Below are 14,942 nucleotides of genomic sequence, written 5' to 3'. Positions count from 1 at the left end.
GATCGGCGCCACCTGTCACGCGATAGGACCTTCCGCTTTGACCTGGTCCGAGGCGCTGACGAAGAGTGGCGTGCGGATGAGAGGGCGTGGTGTTCGATGCGGGGCTTCGAAGAAGACGGAGCGGAAGAGGGCGAGCTGTCGGTCTCGGCTCCCAAGACCTGGGCCACCGGCGCTCCCGCCGTCGTGCACGCTCTCCAGTACGCGCTCGGCCAGACCTCGCCGAAGCGCACCGCGCTGACGCTGCTCAACATCAACCAGGCGAAGGGCTTCGACTGCCCGGGCTGTGCCTGGCCGGAGCCCGCGCCGGGCGAGCGGCACCGCAACGAGTACTGCGAGAACGGCGCCAAGCACATCAGTGACGAGGCCACCTCCCGGCGGGTGACCGCGGACTTCTTCCGGCAGTACTCGGTGGACGAACTGAGCCGGAAGTCGGACTACTGGCTCAACCAGCAGGGCCGGCTGACCGAGCCGATGGTGCTGCGCGAGGGCGCGACCCACTACGAGCCGGTCGGCTGGGACGAGGCGCTGGACCTGCTCGCCCGGGAAATGCGCGCCCTGGACCACCCGGACGAGGCGCTGTTCTACACCTCCGGGCGGCTGGCCAACGAGCCGGCCTTCCTGCTGCAGCTGTTCGCCCGCGCCTTCGGCACCAACAACCTGCCCGACTGCTCCAACATGTGCCACGAGTCCAGCGGTTCGGCCCTGGGCGAGACCCTGGGCATCGGCAAGGGCAGCGTCAGCCTCGACGACCTCTACAACGCCGACCTGGTCTTCGTCGTGGGGCAGAACCCCGGCACCAACCACCCGCGGATGCTGTCCGCGCTGGAGGAGACCAAGCTGCGCGGCGGCAGCGTCGTCGCGGTCAACCCGCTGCCCGAGGCGGGACTGCTGCGCTTCAAGCATCCGCAGAAGGCACGCGGGGTCATCGGCCGCGGCACGGACATCGCCGACCAGTTCCTGCAGATACGCCCCGGCGGCGACCTGGCCCTGTTCCAGGCGCTGAACCTGCTGCTGCTGGAGGCGGAGGACAAGGAGCCGGGCACGGTCCTGGACCGCGCGTTCATCGACGAGCACACCACCGGCTACGACGCCTTCGCCGAGCAGATCCGTGCCACGTCCTGGGATGCCGTCCTGGACGCCACGGGGCTGACCCGCGACGAGATCGAGCAGGTGCACGCGCGCGTGCTGCAGAGCCGCAGTGTCATCGTCTGCTGGGCCATGGGCCTGACCCAGCACAAGCACGGTGTGCCCACCATCCGGGAGGTCGTCAACTTCCTTCTGCTGCGCGGCAACATCGGCCGCCCGGGCGCGGGGGTGTGCCCGGTGCGCGGGCACAGCAACGTCCAGGGCGACCGCACGATGGGGATCTGGGAACGGATGCCCCAGGCGTTCCTGGACCGGCTGGGGCGGGAGTTCCGCTTCACCGCGCCGACCGCGCACGGCCTGGACTCCGTGGACTCCATCCGGGCCATGCTCGACGGCCGGGCCAAGCTCTTCCTCGGGGTCGCGGGCAACTTCGTGCGGGCCACGCCCGACAGCGGCGCCACCGAGCGTGCCATGCGCAACTGCAGTCTGACGGCGCACATTTCGACCAAGCTCAACCGTTCCCACGCGGTGTGCGGACGGACGGCGCTGATCCTGCCGACGCTCGGCCGCAGCGACCGGGACGTCCAGGCGGGCGGCGAGCAGTTCATGACGGTCGAGGACTCCATGAGCGAGGTCCACGCCACCCGCGGCCGGCTCGCCCCCGCCTCCCCGCACCTGCTGAGCGAGGTGTCCATCATCAGCCGTCTCGCCCGCCGGGTGCTGGGCTCCGAACCGGACATCCCCTGGGAGGACTTCGAGGCCGACTACGACCTCGTCCGCGACCGCATCGCCCAAGTCGTCGAGGGGTTCCACGACTTCAACGAGCGGGTACGGCACCCCGGCGGCTTCCGCCTGCCCAACCCGGTCAACTCCCGCGTCTTCCGCACCCCCAGCGGCAAGGCCGTCTTCACCGTCAACGACTTCACGATGCTGCAGGCGCCCAAGGGCCACCTGGTCCTGCAGACCCTGCGCTCGCACGACCAGTGGAACACCATCCCCTACGCGATGGACGACCGCTACCGGGGCATCAAGGGCGGCCGCCGCGTCGTCCTGGTCAACCCGGCCGACCTCGCCGACCTCGGTCTCGCCGACGGCAGCCTCGTCGACCTGGTCAGCATCTGGTCGGACGGCTCGGAGCGCCGCGCGGAGGCCTTCCGCGTCGTGGGCTACTCCACTCCCCCGGGCTCGGCCGCCGCGTACTACCCGGAGACCAACGTCCTGGTGCCCCTCGACAGCGTCGCGGACATCAGCAACACCCCGACGTCGAAGAGCGTGATCGTGCGCCTGGAGCGGGCGGCCGGGCGGGCATCGGCCTAGGCAGCCGGGGCTCGGCGGCCTTCACGAACGAGGTCGCCGAGCCCCGGCCCGCCGTCCCTCGGGCCACTGTGTAGCGTCGCCCTGGTGAATCTCAACCTCTTCAACGATGTGCCCGACGGCCTGACTCGACGAGCCCGATCGTTCGTCCGCGCGCACGCCGTCAAGGTCGACGTCCGGCCTGTGGAGGGGCACCGGCAGTGGTGGCTCGAGCGAGGCATCCCCGCAGCAGTGATCGACCGAATGGCGGCCTACCAGGAGAGATGGGGCGGTCTGCTCCTGCCACCCGCATCCCAGTACGACGGAGGCCCCAAGTACTTCGATCCGGACTCGCCGGAATCGGACTCCGAGGGGTGGTGGTTCGAAGCCGGGATGCAACGGACCGCGGTCCCCTACGCATTCATGATCAGTCCGTCGGGCGAGTTCGGAATCCATGCAGACAGATGGGCGCCTCTCCACTCGACCGTCGAGGGCTGGGTGGAGTCGCTGGCGCTGGCCCATCACGCATCCCTGTGGGCCAAGCAGGTCACCAGGCTCGTCGGCGACGAAGTCGATGACATCGAGCTGGACGGCTACGAGCCGGTGCGCGAGGTGATGGGCCTTGCAGACACCTGGTGGAGAGGCCCCGACTCTCTGGTGGCGTTTCACTCCGGGGAGGCCGAGGCGCTCGGCTTCCCCGGAGGCCGCACGGCGTTGATCTACTCGGGGCTTGATGAGTGGGGGCTGCGAGGAGGTGTCGACGCAGGAACCAGCTGAGAATCAGCTGCGGTGCCGGTAGCAGGTGATGTCGTCCGTGGTGGCGTAGTTGCCGTGGTCGCGTAGTTGCCGTGGCCGACGTCGGTGACGGTGAAGACCGCGATGCCGCCGCCTCCAGCAACCCCTGCCGGACAGGGTGAGGGCCCCTCCGCGGATGACCAATGGCCATTCCGGCGACAGGAGTTACGATCCGCTGCGGCAGAGCGCTGTCCAACGACCGTCGTTCGCCGCCCCTACGACGGCGGCCTGCCCTCCACCTGTGTGGCCTGAAGGTCGGCGAGCAGCTCGGCCTGCCCAGCCGGCACGCCCGACAGGATCGTGCGGGCAAGCCGGAGCAGCTCGGCGACGTGCCAGGACGACCTCTCGACGGAGGGGGTCCCGGGGCGAGGGTACGTCCGCTCAGTCCGGCCCGCTCCAGTCGAACGGGAAGTACTTGCTCGACTTCCCCGAGCGCTCCCAGGAGAAGCCGAATACGTTGGCGCGGTCGGTCGTGGCCCGCCCCCAGGTGGCGATCTGGCCCGGGCCGACCTCGGCGCCCGGGGCGTTGTGGACCTGGACGCGTGCGCCGTCCGCAGTCGTCGGGCCGGTGAGTGCCTCGGCGGTGGCCGTGACCCGGTCGGGAATCTCGGCCCTCCAGCCGGCGAGGTCCTCGTCGATCTCCACATGGATGGGAACGACGTCCATGCCGCGCATCTCGGGGTGGAACATCCCCACGAACTGCGCCGGCCATCCGCCGGCCTCACCGCCGAAGACGGCCTGCAGCGCGCCGCGTTGCCGTTCGTCGGCGCGTTGGTCGAGGAAGACCGCGGCGTACGGGTCGGTGTGTGCGCCGGACCAGACGTCGCCCGTGAACGAGGCGACTATCACGACGTTGAGATCGTCGAGCCGCACGTCGCCGTAATTGCCCTCCCGGATGTGCCAGGCCATGACGCCTTCGCAGTCGCCGTAGGTGGGGGGCTGTGCAAATGTGCAGGGGCACGGTATGGCGCAGTTGCACACGTCGAACCAGTCGCCGACCAGGTGCCAGCTCGTATCGGTGGTGACCTGTTCTGTCATCTCGCTTCCCTCCTGCCGAGCCCGGAGGGCTCACTCGGAGTGGCGAGACCGGGTTTCCCGAGCCCGCTCACGGGATCGCGAAGCGGCCTCTGTTCCAGCTTGCACCTCACCCTCCGGGAGGGGAAATCCGGCCGTGCTCCGCGGTTCGTACGAGGGCCGACGCGCCGATGATCTCGTCGGTCAGCCACCGTGCGACACCGTCGGGGTAGGGCGACGGCAGGCCCAGGACGATGTGCCGGAAGCCGGCGTCGATCGCCTCGGCGACCACGTCCCTTGCGGCGCCCGGACGGTCGTAGGAAACGTGCAGAACGATCGAGCGCGTGATCGAGGCGGGGTCGCGACCGATCTCGGTGCAGTGCCGGTCCAGCAGCGCGCTGCGGCGGACGGCCACGTCGATGTCGCCGCCGGGCATGTTCCACAGGTCCGCGTGCTCGGCGGCCACGCGCAGGGTCGCCGTTGAGCGTCCGCCGATGAGGATCGGCGGATGGGGGCGCTGGACGGGTTTGGGGTTGCCGAACGCTCCGGTGAGGTGGTGGTGAGTGCCGTGGAAGTCGAACGGCTTCTCCTCGGTCCACAGGCGCCGGATCACGGTGCACGCCTCGGCCAGGCTTTCCACGGCCTGGGCGGTGTCCTGGAAGGGCAGGCCGTGGGCCGGGTACTCACGCCGGGCCTCGGGCGGGTCGGGCCGGGACCCGACGCCGAGACCGAGGTCGAGCCGGCCGCCGGAGACGACGTCGACGGTCGTGGCGATCTTGGCCAGCATGGCGGGCGGCCGGAACCGGTTGCTGGTCACCAGGAGGCCGAGGCGCAGGCGGTGGGTCTGTGCGGCCAGGGCCGCGAGCAGCGTCCAGCCCTCGTAGATCGGTCCGTCCGGGTCGCCTGCGATGGGCATGAGGTGGTCGAACAGCCAGGCGTGCTCGATCTCCGGGATGGTGTCGGCCTCGCGCCACACCCGCAGGACGTCGTGGTAGTCGACCTGCATGGGGGCGGTCATGATGCCGAAACGGACTCGCGATGCGGGCGTCATGGGGTTGTCGTTCCTCCTCGGACGGTCAGCGGCGGCGCAGTGACGGGTCGAGCAGGGCGGGCGGGGTGTCGTACTTCTCGTGCGGGGCCAGGTCGGTGCCGGGGGCCACGATCGTGTCGATCGCGTCGAGCACGTCGGCCGGCAGCACGGTGTCGGCGGCGGCGAGCTGGGAGTGCAGGTGCTCCGGCGTCCGGGGGCCGATGAGCGCGCTGGTCACGGCCCGGTGCGCGGTCACGAATCCGAGCGCGAGCTGGATCATCGTCAGTCCGGCCTCGTCGGCGAGCTCGGCCAGCTGTTCGACGGCGTCGAGCCTGGCCCTGTTCCCGGGCAGGCCGGTGTCGAAGCGCTCCGGCATGAATGTCGAGCGGCTGGTGGTGATGGGGCGGCCTGAGCGGACGGCGCCCGACAGCCAGCCCGAGGCCAGCGGGCTCCACACCAGCACTCCGAGCCCGTACTCCTCGGTCACCGGCAGGATGTGCGTCTCGATCCCGCGCTGCAGGATCGAGTAGCTGGGCTGTTCGGTGACGTAACGGCCCAGGTGATGCTCGCGCGCGGCCCACTGGGCCTGCACGATGCGGTGTGCGGGGAAGGTGGAGGACCCGAAGTAGCGGATTTTTCCCGCGCGTTGCAGGTCGGTCATGGCCGACAGCGTCTCCTCGTCTCCGGTGCTCGGGTCCCACCGGTGGATCTGGTAGAGATCGACGTGGTCGACGCCGAGACGGCGCAGGCTCTCGTCCAGCGCGGTGACCAGCCACCGGCGCGAACTGCCCCGGTGGTTGCGCTCGTCACCCATGGGCAGGCCCGCCTTCGTGGCCAGCACGATGTCGTCGCGGCGGCCCGCGATGGCTTTGCCGACCATCTCCTCCGATTCGCCGTCGCTGTACACGTCGGCGGTGTCGATGAGGTTGATCCCGGCTTCGAGCGCGGCATCGACGATGGCCGTGGCCTCGTCCTGGGTGCTGCGCCCGATCCTGCCGAAGTTCATCGCGCCGAGCGCGAGCGAGCTGACCTGCACACCGGTGCGGCCCAAGGTGCGGTACTGCATGACCGTGTTCCTCCATTGCGGGTGGGTGGCGGTGCGTTGCGACCAGGCATGACTTGGTCGCGGGGCTCCGGCTCTGGCATCATGCGCAAAGCGGAACGTCGCTCCGATTACGATACGGAACGCTGCTCCGTTTCAGCAAGCCCCAATGGTGGAGGGAACGGCACGGTGAGCGACAGCGGCAAGGACGCAGGACGCGCAGCCCGGCCCAAGCGGACGGACGCCCGGCGCAACGAGCAGACCCTGCTCGATGCGGCCGCCGCGGTCTTCGTCACCTCGGGCGTGGAAGCGCCGGTCCGCGACATCGCGGCCAGGGCCGGTGTCGGGATGGGCACGATCTACCGCCACTTCCCGACGAGAGCCGACCTGATCGTTGCCGTCTACCGGCACCAGGTCGAGGCCTGCGCCGAGGCCGGCCCGGCCCTGCTGGGGAGCAGCCCGACCCCCTACGCCGCACTGGGGCAGTGGATCGACCGGTTCGTCGACTTCCTGGTCACCAAGCACGGACTCGCTGCCGTACTGCAGTCCGACAACGCCGGCTTCGAGACACTGCACGCCTACTTCCTCGACCGCCTCGTGCCCGTGTGCACCCAACTGCTCGACGCGGCCGCCACCTCCGGCGAGATCCGGTCCGACCTCAAGGCCTACGAGCTCATGCGCGGCGTCGGCAACCTCTGCATCGGCGCGGAGAGCGACCCCCGCTACGATGCGCGCCGGCTGGTCGAACTCCTCATCGCAGGGCTGCGCCGACCGAACTGACCGCGTACCGAGCGTGAGGGGTGTTCATCGGTGAACCTGGGGATCGTCGGGCAGGCGGCCGGGCTGTTCGCCGTCACCAACATCGACGACATCCTGCTGCTGTCGCTGTTCTTCGCGCAGGGCGCGGGCCACCGTGGTTCCGCCCGCCGGATCACGCTCGGCCAGTACGTCGGCTTCGCCGCCATCCTCGCCGTAGCCGTCGCCGCGGCGTTCGGCGCCGCCTTCCTGCCCGAGCCGGCCATCCCGTATCTCGGACTGCTCCCCCTCGCACTCGGCCTGAAGTCGGCCTGGCACGCGTGGCAGCACCGCGACGACAAGGACGAGGACGACGCGCAGGAGAGGGCCGAGGGCGGGCCGAGAGCGCTGGAGGTCGCCGCTGTCACCTTCGCCAACGGCGGCGACAACATCGGCGTCTACGTCCCCGTGTTCGCCACCGCCGGCCTGGGCGGGATGAGCGTGTATGCCGTCGTCTTCCTGGCACTGGTGGGGCTGTGGTGCTTCGCGGGCCGCTTCTTCGCCACCCGGCCGGCCATCGCCAAGGCGCTCAGCCGGTGGGGGCACGTCCTGCTCCCGTTGGTCCTGATCACCCTCGGGCTGCTCATTCTCGTCGAGGGCGGCGCATTCGGCTTGTGACCCCCAGCTGGACGGTGTGCCGGGCCCGGGTACTCCGGGCCCGGCACAACAGCCGATCTACGACATCCCCCCGAGGGCCAGTCAGGCTCCGCGCAACGCCCCTCCGGTTCCCCCCACACCGGCTGTCGTGTCGAGGGCGAGGACTCATCACCGTCACGCCGGCGACCGTGCGGCGCCCACACCACGTCTGACGGCCGCACCACCCGGGATCAGCCACTCCTCGTCGTTTTCACAGGTGTTCGCGAGCGGGGCGAGCCGCCCGTACTCCGCGGCGGGCTTCGTCGGGTGCTCCGGATAGGCAGGCTTGACCGGCTGCTCCGGAGAGGCGGGCTTCGTCGGGTGCTCCGGATAGGCAGGCTTCTCCGGAGACGCAGGCTTCACCGGCTGCTCAGGGTACGCGGGCTTGACCGGTTGAGCCGGGTAAGCAGGCTTCTCCGGAGACGCAGGCTTCACCGGCTGAGCCGGGTAAGCAGGCTTCTCCGGAGACGCAGGCTTCACCGGCTGAGCCGGATACGCAGGCTTCACCGGCTGAGCCGGATACGCAGGCTTCACCGGCTGAGCCGGATACGCAGGTTTTACGGGCTGAGCGGGATAGGCAGGCTTCACCGGCTGCTGAGGATAAGCAGGCTTCGCGGGCTGAGCCGGATACGCAGGCTTCACCGGCTGAGCGGGATAGCCAGGCTTCACCGGCTGAGCCGGATACCCAGGCTTCACCGGATGGGCCGGATACCCAGGCTTCACCGGCTGAGCCGGATACCCAGGCTTCACCGGCTGAGCCGGATACCCAGGCTTCACCGGCTGAGCCGGATACGCAGGCTTCACCGGCTGAGCCGGATGGCCAGGCTTCACCGGCTGAGCCGGATACGCAGGCTTCACCGGCTGAGCCGGATGGCCAGGCTTCTCCGGATACGCAGGCTTCCCGGGCTGAGCCGGATAACCAGGCTTCCCCGGATGTTCCGGATGAGCGGGGGGCGCCGGGGAAGGCGGGTTCGGGGTGGTGAGGTCCTGGGCGTAGGCGGTTCCCGCGCTCGACAGCGCGGCAGCGCCAAGCGCGGCAGCCATGACAGCTGGCGCCAGAACGGATCGCCATCGCGGCGATTTCGTCATCTTCTCCACTCTCCTCGACTCGGTTCGGGGCTTCGTGACGGCCGGTCAGTACCAAGACCCGGATAGTGGAATGATCAGAAAATCGGAGACATGATTAACGCTCTGACGGCGATAAGCCACCGGATGGTGTAGCGCGGGAGGCCAGTTGGCCCGAGCGGCGGCGAGAATCCGGGCCGGGACGGTTCCATGAGCCGGGCAGGTTCAGAAGCCTGGCGGCCGCCGCCACGCGCGCACCGTGGAGGCGTACACCGCGCCCACAAACAGCTCCAGCCCGAAGAGATAATCACCGAAAATGTCCGCTTTGCTGCGTATAGTTCCTCGAAGGTTCGGGCCGTGACCGCCAACTGATCCACGGTCATCAACCCCTCCGCCGCACCGACCCCGGCCGCCCACAAGCAAGGAGCACCGAAGAGTGAAGCCTCTACGGAAGAGCAGGCTGCGCGCCCTGGCGGCCGGCTCGGCGGTTGTCTCCGGCGCCCTGCTCCTGACGGCCTGCGGCTCGAGCGACAGCTCCGGGCCGTCCGGCGGATCGTCCACGGCCGCCGCGCCGACCACCACGGCCGCAAGCGGGGTCAAGTGCGGCAAGGCGGCCCATGTGTCGGGTTCCGGCTCGACTGCGCAGGAGTTCGCGATGAAGTTCTGGATCAAGAACTACATGCGAGCCTGCCCCGGCACTCGGATCAGCTACGAGGGCAACGGCTCCGGTGCCGGCCAGACCGATTTCCTGGAGGGCAGAACCGCCTTCGCGGGTTCCGACTCCGCACTGAGCGACGCCCAGATCACCCAGTCCAAGAGCGTCTGCTCCAACAGCGGCCGGGCAGTCCACCTGCCGATGGTCGGCGGCCCGATCGCCATCGGCTACAACGTCCCGGGACTCAGGAAGTTGGTCCTGGACGCCTCCACGCTCGCCAAGATCTTCGACTCCCGGATCACGAAGTGGAACGATCCGGCGATCGCGAAACTCAACCCCGGCGCCAAGCTGCCGTCGACGTCGATCCGGGCGTCCCACCGATCCGATTCCTCCGGCACGACGGACAACTTCACCTCCTATCTCAGCGCCGCCGCGCCGAGCGCCTGGCCCCACGGGCACAGCAAGGACTGGAAGGCCAAGGGCGGCCAGTCGGCCAAGGGTTCCTCGGGCCTCGTCGACCAGGTGAAGAAGACCACGGATGCGATCGGCTACGTCGAGCTGTCGTACGCGATCGCCCGAGGCATTCCCACGGTCGCGATCGACACCGGCGCCACCACTCCCGTCGACGCCAGTGTCTTCACGGCCTCCAAGGCGATCTCCACTGCCAAAATCGTCGGTACCGGTGACGACCTCGTGCTCAAGCTCGACTACGCGACCAAGACCCCGGGCGCGTATCCGATCGACATGGTCACGTACGAGATCGTCTGCGACAAGGGCAACAAGCCGGCCACATGGCCCGCCACCAAGGCGTTCCTGACGTACATCGCCGGCGTGAAGGGCCAGCAGGACCTGAGCTTCCAGGGTTACGCGACGCTCCCGGCCGCCATCGTGAACCAGGTCCGCAGCAAGATCAACAGCCTGTCCTGACCCGACGGGACCACGAGGCTTCAGCCGCCCGCGGTCACGGCCTTGAGCTCGTCCAATGACTCCCGCATCAACTGCGCCATCGTGCGTTCCTCGGCCGCCCCGACCCAGCGCTCGAAGCCGATCTTGAAGACGGCGACCCCCGCCTCGGCAGTCAGGCTTGCGGCCGGTTCCGGCACGCCGCGTCGGCGCAGGGCGTCGGCGAGCGCAGCCGACAGCGAGGCGAGCTTGATCAGCTCGCGCTCCTGGAGTACCGCGTTCGCCACGATGACGGCGTGTCGCCGCCGGGAGTGTCCGTGGCGGCCGACGAAGACGGCGGAGACCGCCTCGAGGCCCGCCGCGACCGCGTCGATCGGGGCGGCGGACGGCGGAGCCTCGGCGACCGCATTGACGAACAGCTCCTGCAGCGCACTTGAGCCGCCGAACAGCACCTCGCGCTTGTCGGCGTAGTGCCGGAAGAAGGTCCGCTCGGTGAGGCCGGCCCGTTGGGCGATCTCCGCCACCGTGGTTTGTTCGTAGCCGCGCTCGCTGTAGAGCTCCAGCGCCGCTCTCGCCAGGCGTTCGCGCGCGTTCGGCTCCCATCTACCCATGAGCAGATCCTACGTGATGACAGCCACTGACATCCCGTGTTAGCGTCGATGACAGTCACTGACATCGACAGTTTGGGGCTCTCCCATGCGCATCTTCGTGACCGGCGCGTCCGGCTGGATCGGCTCCGCCCTCGTTCCCGAACTCATGGACGCCGGGCACCGGGTCGTCGGACTCGCCCGCTCCGACGCCTCTGCCGCCGCACTCACCACCGCCGGTGCGGACGTGGTCCGCGGCACCGTCGACGACCTCGACGTCCTCGCCGGCGCCGCTGCCACGTCGGACGGGGTGGTCCACCTCGCCTTCAAGCACGACCTCGCCTTCACCGGCAATTTCCAGGGCGCCGCCGAGGCCGACCGACGCGCCGTCGAGACCCTCGGCGAGGCGCTGGCCGGCACCGGCCGTCCCTTCGTCCTCGCCTCCGGGCTGGTCGGCCTGAAGCCGGGGCAGGTGTCGAGCGAGCGGGACATGCCCGCGGTCGACGGCTCGCCGGTGTCCATCCGCTCGGCCACCGCCACGGCGATGCTTGCGCTTGCCTCACGCGGAGTGCGCTCATCCGTGGTGCGGCTGTCTCCGACCTGCCATGGCGAAGGAGACAACGGGTTCATGGCGACCCTCGTCGCCATCGCCCGGGACAAGGGAGTCTCCGGCTACATCGGCGACGGCGCCAACCGCTGGCCGGCCGTCCACCGCCTCGACGCCGCACGGCTGTTCCGTCTGGCGGTGGAAAAGGCCCCCGCGGGCGCGGTGCTGCACGGCGTCGCGGAGGAAGGCGTCCCGATCCGCGACATCGCCGAGGTGATCGGTCGTCACCTGGATGTGCCGGTGGCCTCCGTGGCACCCGAGGCCGCGGCGGAGCACTTCGCCTGGCTGGGTCACTTCCTGGCACTCGACGGCCCGGCGTCCAGCGCCCTGACCCGCGAACTGCTGGACTGGCAGCCCACCGGCCCCGGTCTCCTCGATGACCTCGACAAGGGCCACTATTTCCAGGCCCCTGCCACCACGTCCTGACCGAGCGGCCGTACCTGCGGCCGACGAGTGCCACGCGGAGGAGGATCCCTGCGAGCCGCCACGTCGACGTGCCCGTCGCCGTCGCCGTGGGACACGGCCAGGGACCAGGTCTGCACGCTCGGCAGCCGGGCGAAGTCACCGTCGAGGAGCCGCAGCGGCCCCGCCGTCAGCGAGAGCCGCTGGGCCGGCATGTAGAGGGCGAGCCGGCCCTCGTTCAGTCCGTCGGCCGCCAACGACTCGTGGGCGTCGTGCAGGCGGATCTGCAGAACCGTGCCGTCATCGCCGATGCGCACTCGTACGACCCGCTAATGCTGCTCGCTGCCGGCCCGGCGGAGCCCCACAGGAGCGGGCCGCGTCCAAGGGATCAGTGCGGGGACGCGAGCGCGGTAGGTGTCGTAGGACGGGCCGAACTGGCCGGCCATCAGGCCGTCCTCGATCCGGACCCGGCGCAGCAGCCAGGGTGTGGCGACCACCGTCAAGGCGATCCAGACGCCGAAGCCGCAGGCGAGCATGGAGCCGGTGATCAGGCCGAGCAGGCCGGTGTAGATGGGGTGGCGGACCAGCCGATAGGGGCCGTCGGTGCGCAGTTCGTGGTGCTCCTGGACCATCGGGACGCTGGCCCACATCGTGCCCAGGACCCAGCGGGCCCACAGCAGCAACACGGTGGAGGCGACGGCGAGCAGACCGCCCAGGAGGGCGAGTTCGGGCTGCCAGAACTGCAGATGGCGCCAGAAGCCCCGCGAGTGACGGACCAGCGTGGACAGGGCAAGGGCGCCGGCTGTCAGCAGAAGCCGGCGAGGCAACGTGCGTCGAAGTCCATGCGCCCAGCCGCGCAGGCCGGCCTGGCTCTTCACGCCGAAGTAGACGGCGCCGCCGATCCAGGCCACGACAAAGACCAAGACGCAGACACCGGTGAGAGCGACGAGTGCCGAGTGGAGTGGACCCATGCCTCAAGCCTGCTCCGCGCACCCAGTGGATCACCACCACCCACGGGTCGATGGAGAGGTCTCCACCCGCGGACTGAGGCGGCTGAGCCCGTGCGGTCAGCCCAGGGGGTCGTCCGTGTCGCGCAGGGCGGCGAGGGCGGGTGCGTACATACGGGTCCTGATGGTGGCGAGGGTGTCGCCCGCCTTGGCGGCCAGGGGCTGCGCGAGACCGAGAGCCGTCGTCCGTACGGCGTCCTCGTCGACGGCGTGGTCGACGATGCCCGCGGCCAGGGCGTCGTGGCCGCCGTAGCGGCGGGCGGTGACCATGGCCTCGTGGGCGGTCCGCGGCGCCAGGCGGGACTGGATGAGGGCGGACATGCCGGGCGTGAAGGGGATGTCGATGTCGGCCTCGGGCAGGCACCAGAAGCCGCGGTCGGCGCGCATCACACGGAAGTCGTGGGCCAGCGAGAACATGGCTCCGGCGGCGAAGGTGTGCCCCTGCAGCGCGGCCACGGTGACCACCGGCAGGGACAGCAGCCGCGCGAAGAGGGCGTGCACGGAGACGACGTAGTCCATGTGCTGGTCGGCGTGCGCGAACAGCCAGTCCAGGTCGAGCCCGTTGGAGTAGAACTTGCCCGTCGCGGTGGTCACCAGCGCGCGAGGCCCCTCCGCCTTCTCCACCTCGTCCAGGGCGGCCTCGACGGCGGAGATCCAGTCGGGGTGGAAACGGTTCTCGCCGTCTCCGAGATCGAGGACGTAGACATCGTCCTGGCGGTCGAGTACGGGCATGGCGGCTCCCTCGGGCACTCACCTTTACTACCGACAGGTAACTTATGTGGTGCGCCGTAGAACCTGCAAGAGCCGGTACAACGGGCGCTGGCGCCCCCGACAGTGGCGTGCTCTCCTGGAAGTGTCTGTAGGAGAGCACGCCGATGCGTCATATCCGGACTTCCACCCTCGCATCCGCCCGGTCACCCGCGCCGACCGGAACGGGCGGAGGCCTGCTGCCGACGCGGGATCTGGCGGTCGCCTGGCTTCTGGTCGTCCTGATCGCGGTGCCCGCCTGGGCGCTGACCATCGGGCAGGCCCGGGACATGGGGGTCGAGCCCGGCACCATGGGGATGGCGCTGCCGCTGTTCCTGCTGCTGTGGGTGACGATGATGGCGGCCATGATGCTGCCGTCCATGGCGCCGGTGGCCATCACCTGGGTGCGGGGCATCGGCCGGCAGTCCTCCGGCTGGACGCGGACCGCGCGCACGGTCGAGTTCGTGGGCGGATATCTGCTGGTGTGGACGGCGTTCGGGCTGCTCGCCTACGCGGCTCTGGCCCTCACCGGCCGTCTGGTGGACGACCATCCGACCGCCGGACGCTGGATCGGCTCGGTGGCCTTCCTGCTCGCGGGCCTGTATCAGCTCGGGCCCCTCAAGTACGTCTGTCTGCGGCACTGCCGAGACCCCCTGAGCCATCTGGTGCACTACGCCGGTTTCCGCCGGCCGGCCCGAGATCTTCGGGTGGGCGTCCATCACGGCGCCTACTGTGTCGGCTGCTGCGCGGGGCTGATGGTCGTCCTGATCCCGCTCGGGGTGATGAACGTGGCGGCGATGGCCGGGCTGGCGGTGGTGATCTTCGTCGAGAAGCTCTGGTCCCGGGGCCCGCTGCTCGCGCGGGCCGTGGGGGTCGCCTTCCTCGTGCTGGCCGTGCTCGCCCCGTTCCAGGACTGGCTGCTGCCGGGGCTGCAGGGGTCGATGCCGTCGATGGGCGGCATGTAACTCACCGGGTCCACGAAGACCTGGCCCTCGAAGGCCGTACGGTCCGCCAGGCGGCCCGCCGGCAGCTGAAGAAGCCCGCGCTGGACACGCAGAACGGCACCAGGTAGTTGAACAGCACCCGCAGCCAGGTCGCGGCGGTGGCGTCGCCGGACGCAATCACCGCCCCCTGGTTGACCAGGGAGAGCAGGGTGCCCACAAGGAGGGCGATCGGTACGCACCTCGACAGCGAGGCCGCCGAGAACACGGTCGCAAGCAGACGTGGTGCCTCGCCGGCGCTCCTAGGTGTCTCGTGGCCGGCGCTCATGGGTGTCTC

Annotated in this window: 15 protein-coding genes and 2 pseudogenes; 7 read left to right on the top strand and 10 right to left on the bottom strand. The window is 69.8% G+C overall.

What is annotated here, in order from left to right:
- Nucleotides 1-96 precede the first annotated feature (96 nt).
- Both IH68_RS0120300 and IH68_RS0120295 read left to right on the top strand, forming a co-directional pair.
- The gene (locus IH68_RS0120300) at nucleotides 97-2,403 is read left to right on the top strand and encodes an FdhF/YdeP family oxidoreductase (RefSeq protein WP_030937189.1); all 2,307 of its coding nucleotides are present in this window, start codon (nucleotides 97-99) and stop codon (nucleotides 2,401-2,403) included.
- 84 nt (nucleotides 2,404-2,487) lie between these two features.
- A complete protein-coding gene (locus IH68_RS0120295; protein ID WP_030937186.1) occupies nucleotides 2,488-3,156 on the top strand; it encodes a hypothetical protein in 669 nt (222 codons plus the stop codon).
- Nucleotides 3,157-3,389: 233 nt separating this feature from the next.
- Here IH68_RS0120295 and IH68_RS58115 read toward each other — a convergent pair.
- From IH68_RS58115 to IH68_RS0120280, 4 genes and pseudogenes are all read right to left on the bottom strand, one after another.
- Nucleotides 3,390-3,515, bottom strand: a pseudogene (locus IH68_RS58115) (transcriptional regulator); the annotation flags it as partial.
- Between the two features lie 40 nt (nucleotides 3,516-3,555).
- A complete protein-coding gene (locus IH68_RS0120290; protein WP_030937184.1) occupies nucleotides 3,556-4,212 on the bottom strand; it encodes a DUF1326 domain-containing protein in 657 nt (218 codons plus the stop codon).
- A gap of 106 nt (nucleotides 4,213-4,318) precedes the next feature.
- Nucleotides 4,319-5,239, bottom strand: coding sequence for an LLM class flavin-dependent oxidoreductase (locus tag IH68_RS0120285; RefSeq protein ID WP_037885010.1), 921 nt, complete (start codon nucleotides 5,237-5,239; stop codon nucleotides 4,319-4,321).
- 25 nt (nucleotides 5,240-5,264) lie between these two features.
- The gene (locus tag IH68_RS0120280; RefSeq protein ID WP_030937180.1) at nucleotides 5,265-6,284 is read right to left on the bottom strand and encodes an aldo/keto reductase; all 1,020 of its coding nucleotides are present in this window, start codon (nucleotides 6,282-6,284) and stop codon (nucleotides 5,265-5,267) included.
- Nucleotides 6,285-6,449: 165 nt separating this feature from the next.
- On the opposite strand from IH68_RS0120280, the gene IH68_RS0120275 reads away from it, so the two are divergent.
- Entirely contained in the window at nucleotides 6,450-7,040 is a 591-nt protein-coding gene (locus IH68_RS0120275) for a TetR/AcrR family transcriptional regulator (protein WP_030937178.1), read from the top strand.
- A gap of 30 nt (nucleotides 7,041-7,070) precedes the next feature.
- The gene (locus tag IH68_RS0120270) at nucleotides 7,071-7,673 is read left to right on the top strand and encodes a cadmium resistance transporter (protein ID WP_030937176.1); all 603 of its coding nucleotides are present in this window, start codon (nucleotides 7,071-7,073) and stop codon (nucleotides 7,671-7,673) included.
- Nucleotides 7,674-7,826: 153 nt separating this feature from the next.
- Here the strand turns inward: IH68_RS0120270 and IH68_RS0120265 are convergent, their stop codons facing one another.
- Nucleotides 7,827-8,054, bottom strand: coding sequence for a hypothetical protein (locus IH68_RS0120265; RefSeq protein ID WP_030937174.1), 228 nt, complete (start codon nucleotides 8,052-8,054; stop codon nucleotides 7,827-7,829).
- A gap of 1,138 nt (nucleotides 8,055-9,192) precedes the next feature.
- Here IH68_RS0120265 and pstS point away from each other — a divergent pair.
- On the top strand, nucleotides 9,193-10,338 hold the full coding sequence (gene pstS / locus IH68_RS0120260; RefSeq protein WP_030937170.1) for a phosphate ABC transporter substrate-binding protein PstS: 1,146 nt from the start codon (nucleotides 9,193-9,195) through the stop codon (nucleotides 10,336-10,338).
- A 20-nt stretch (nucleotides 10,339-10,358) separates the two neighbouring features.
- On the opposite strand, the gene IH68_RS0120255 is transcribed toward pstS, so the two are convergent.
- Nucleotides 10,359-10,925 carry a TetR/AcrR family transcriptional regulator gene (locus tag IH68_RS0120255; protein ID WP_030937168.1) on the bottom strand — a complete coding sequence of 189 codons (567 nt, stop codon included), beginning with the start codon at nucleotides 10,923-10,925 and terminating at the stop codon, nucleotides 10,359-10,361.
- 85 nt (nucleotides 10,926-11,010) lie between these two features.
- On the opposite strand from IH68_RS0120255, the gene IH68_RS0120250 reads away from it, so the two are divergent.
- Nucleotides 11,011-11,934 carry an SDR family oxidoreductase gene (locus tag IH68_RS0120250; protein WP_030937166.1) on the top strand — a complete coding sequence of 308 codons (924 nt, stop codon included), beginning with the start codon at nucleotides 11,011-11,013 and terminating at the stop codon, nucleotides 11,932-11,934.
- A gap of 131 nt (nucleotides 11,935-12,065) precedes the next feature.
- On the opposite strand, the pseudogene IH68_RS55365 reads toward IH68_RS0120250, so the two are convergent.
- The 3 genes and pseudogenes from IH68_RS55365 to IH68_RS0120235 all read right to left on the bottom strand — a co-directional run.
- Nucleotides 12,066-12,200 (bottom strand): annotated as a pseudogene (locus IH68_RS55365) (aminoglycoside phosphotransferase family protein); the annotation flags it as partial.
- A 39-nt stretch (nucleotides 12,201-12,239) separates the two neighbouring features.
- Complete coding sequence (locus IH68_RS0120240) at nucleotides 12,240-12,881, bottom strand: methyltransferase family protein (protein ID WP_030937161.1); 642 nt, start codon at nucleotides 12,879-12,881, stop codon at nucleotides 12,240-12,242.
- Between the two features lie 96 nt (nucleotides 12,882-12,977).
- Nucleotides 12,978-13,649: an enoyl-CoA hydratase-related protein gene (locus IH68_RS0120235; protein ID WP_030937159.1), complete on the bottom strand. Its 672-nt coding sequence runs from the start codon at nucleotides 13,647-13,649 to the stop codon at nucleotides 12,978-12,980.
- Nucleotides 13,650-13,792: 143 nt separating this feature from the next.
- Between IH68_RS0120235 and IH68_RS0120230 the strand changes: the two genes are divergently transcribed.
- A complete protein-coding gene (locus IH68_RS0120230) occupies nucleotides 13,793-14,629 on the top strand; it encodes a DUF2182 domain-containing protein (RefSeq protein ID WP_030937157.1) in 837 nt (278 codons plus the stop codon).
- 1 nt (nucleotide 14,630) lies between these two features.
- Here IH68_RS0120230 and nrtS read toward each other — a convergent pair whose 3' ends face one another.
- Nucleotides 14,631-14,933, bottom strand: a complete 303-nt coding sequence (gene nrtS, locus IH68_RS49940) for a nitrate/nitrite transporter NrtS (RefSeq protein WP_078912533.1) — start codon at nucleotides 14,931-14,933, stop codon at nucleotides 14,631-14,633.
- Between the last annotated feature and the right edge of the window lie 9 nt (nucleotides 14,934-14,942).

Source organism: Streptomyces sp. NRRL S-646 (assembly GCF_000720765.1).
Taxonomy (GTDB): domain Bacteria; phylum Actinomycetota; class Actinomycetes; order Streptomycetales; family Streptomycetaceae; genus Streptomyces.
Note: the sequence above shows the minus strand (reverse complement) of the source record. Positions and strands in the feature narration are given on the sequence as shown.

What these genes read in the sequence shown, in the direction of transcription:
- IH68_RS0120300 (WP_030937189.1), top strand. Translation starts at nt 97, where the DNA reads ATGCGGGGCTTCGAAGAAGACGGAGCGGAAGAGGGCGAGCTGTCGGTC.
- IH68_RS0120290 (WP_030937184.1), bottom strand. Translation starts at nt 4,212, where the DNA reads ATGACAGAACAGGTCACCACCGATACGAGCTGGCACCTGGTCGGCGAC.
- IH68_RS0120285 (WP_037885010.1), bottom strand. Translation starts at nt 5,239, where the DNA reads ATGACGCCCGCATCGCGAGTCCGTTTCGGCATCATGACCGCCCCCATG.
- IH68_RS0120280 (WP_030937180.1), bottom strand. Translation starts at nt 6,284, where the DNA reads ATGCAGTACCGCACCTTGGGCCGCACCGGTGTGCAGGTCAGCTCGCTC.
- IH68_RS0120255 (WP_030937168.1), bottom strand. Translation starts at nt 10,925, where the DNA reads ATGGGTAGATGGGAGCCGAACGCGCGCGAACGCCTGGCGAGAGCGGCG.
- IH68_RS0120250 (WP_030937166.1), top strand. Translation starts at nt 11,011, where the DNA reads ATGCGCATCTTCGTGACCGGCGCGTCCGGCTGGATCGGCTCCGCCCTC.
- IH68_RS0120240 (WP_030937161.1), bottom strand. Translation starts at nt 12,881, where the DNA reads ATGGGTCCACTCCACTCGGCACTCGTCGCTCTCACCGGTGTCTGCGTC.
- IH68_RS0120235 (WP_030937159.1), bottom strand. Translation starts at nt 13,649, where the DNA reads ATGCCCGTACTCGACCGCCAGGACGATGTCTACGTCCTCGATCTCGGA.
- IH68_RS0120230 (WP_030937157.1), top strand. Translation starts at nt 13,793, where the DNA reads ATGCGTCATATCCGGACTTCCACCCTCGCATCCGCCCGGTCACCCGCG.
- nrtS (WP_078912533.1), bottom strand. Translation starts at nt 14,933, where the DNA reads ATGAGCGCCGGCCACGAGACACCTAGGAGCGCCGGCGAGGCACCACGT.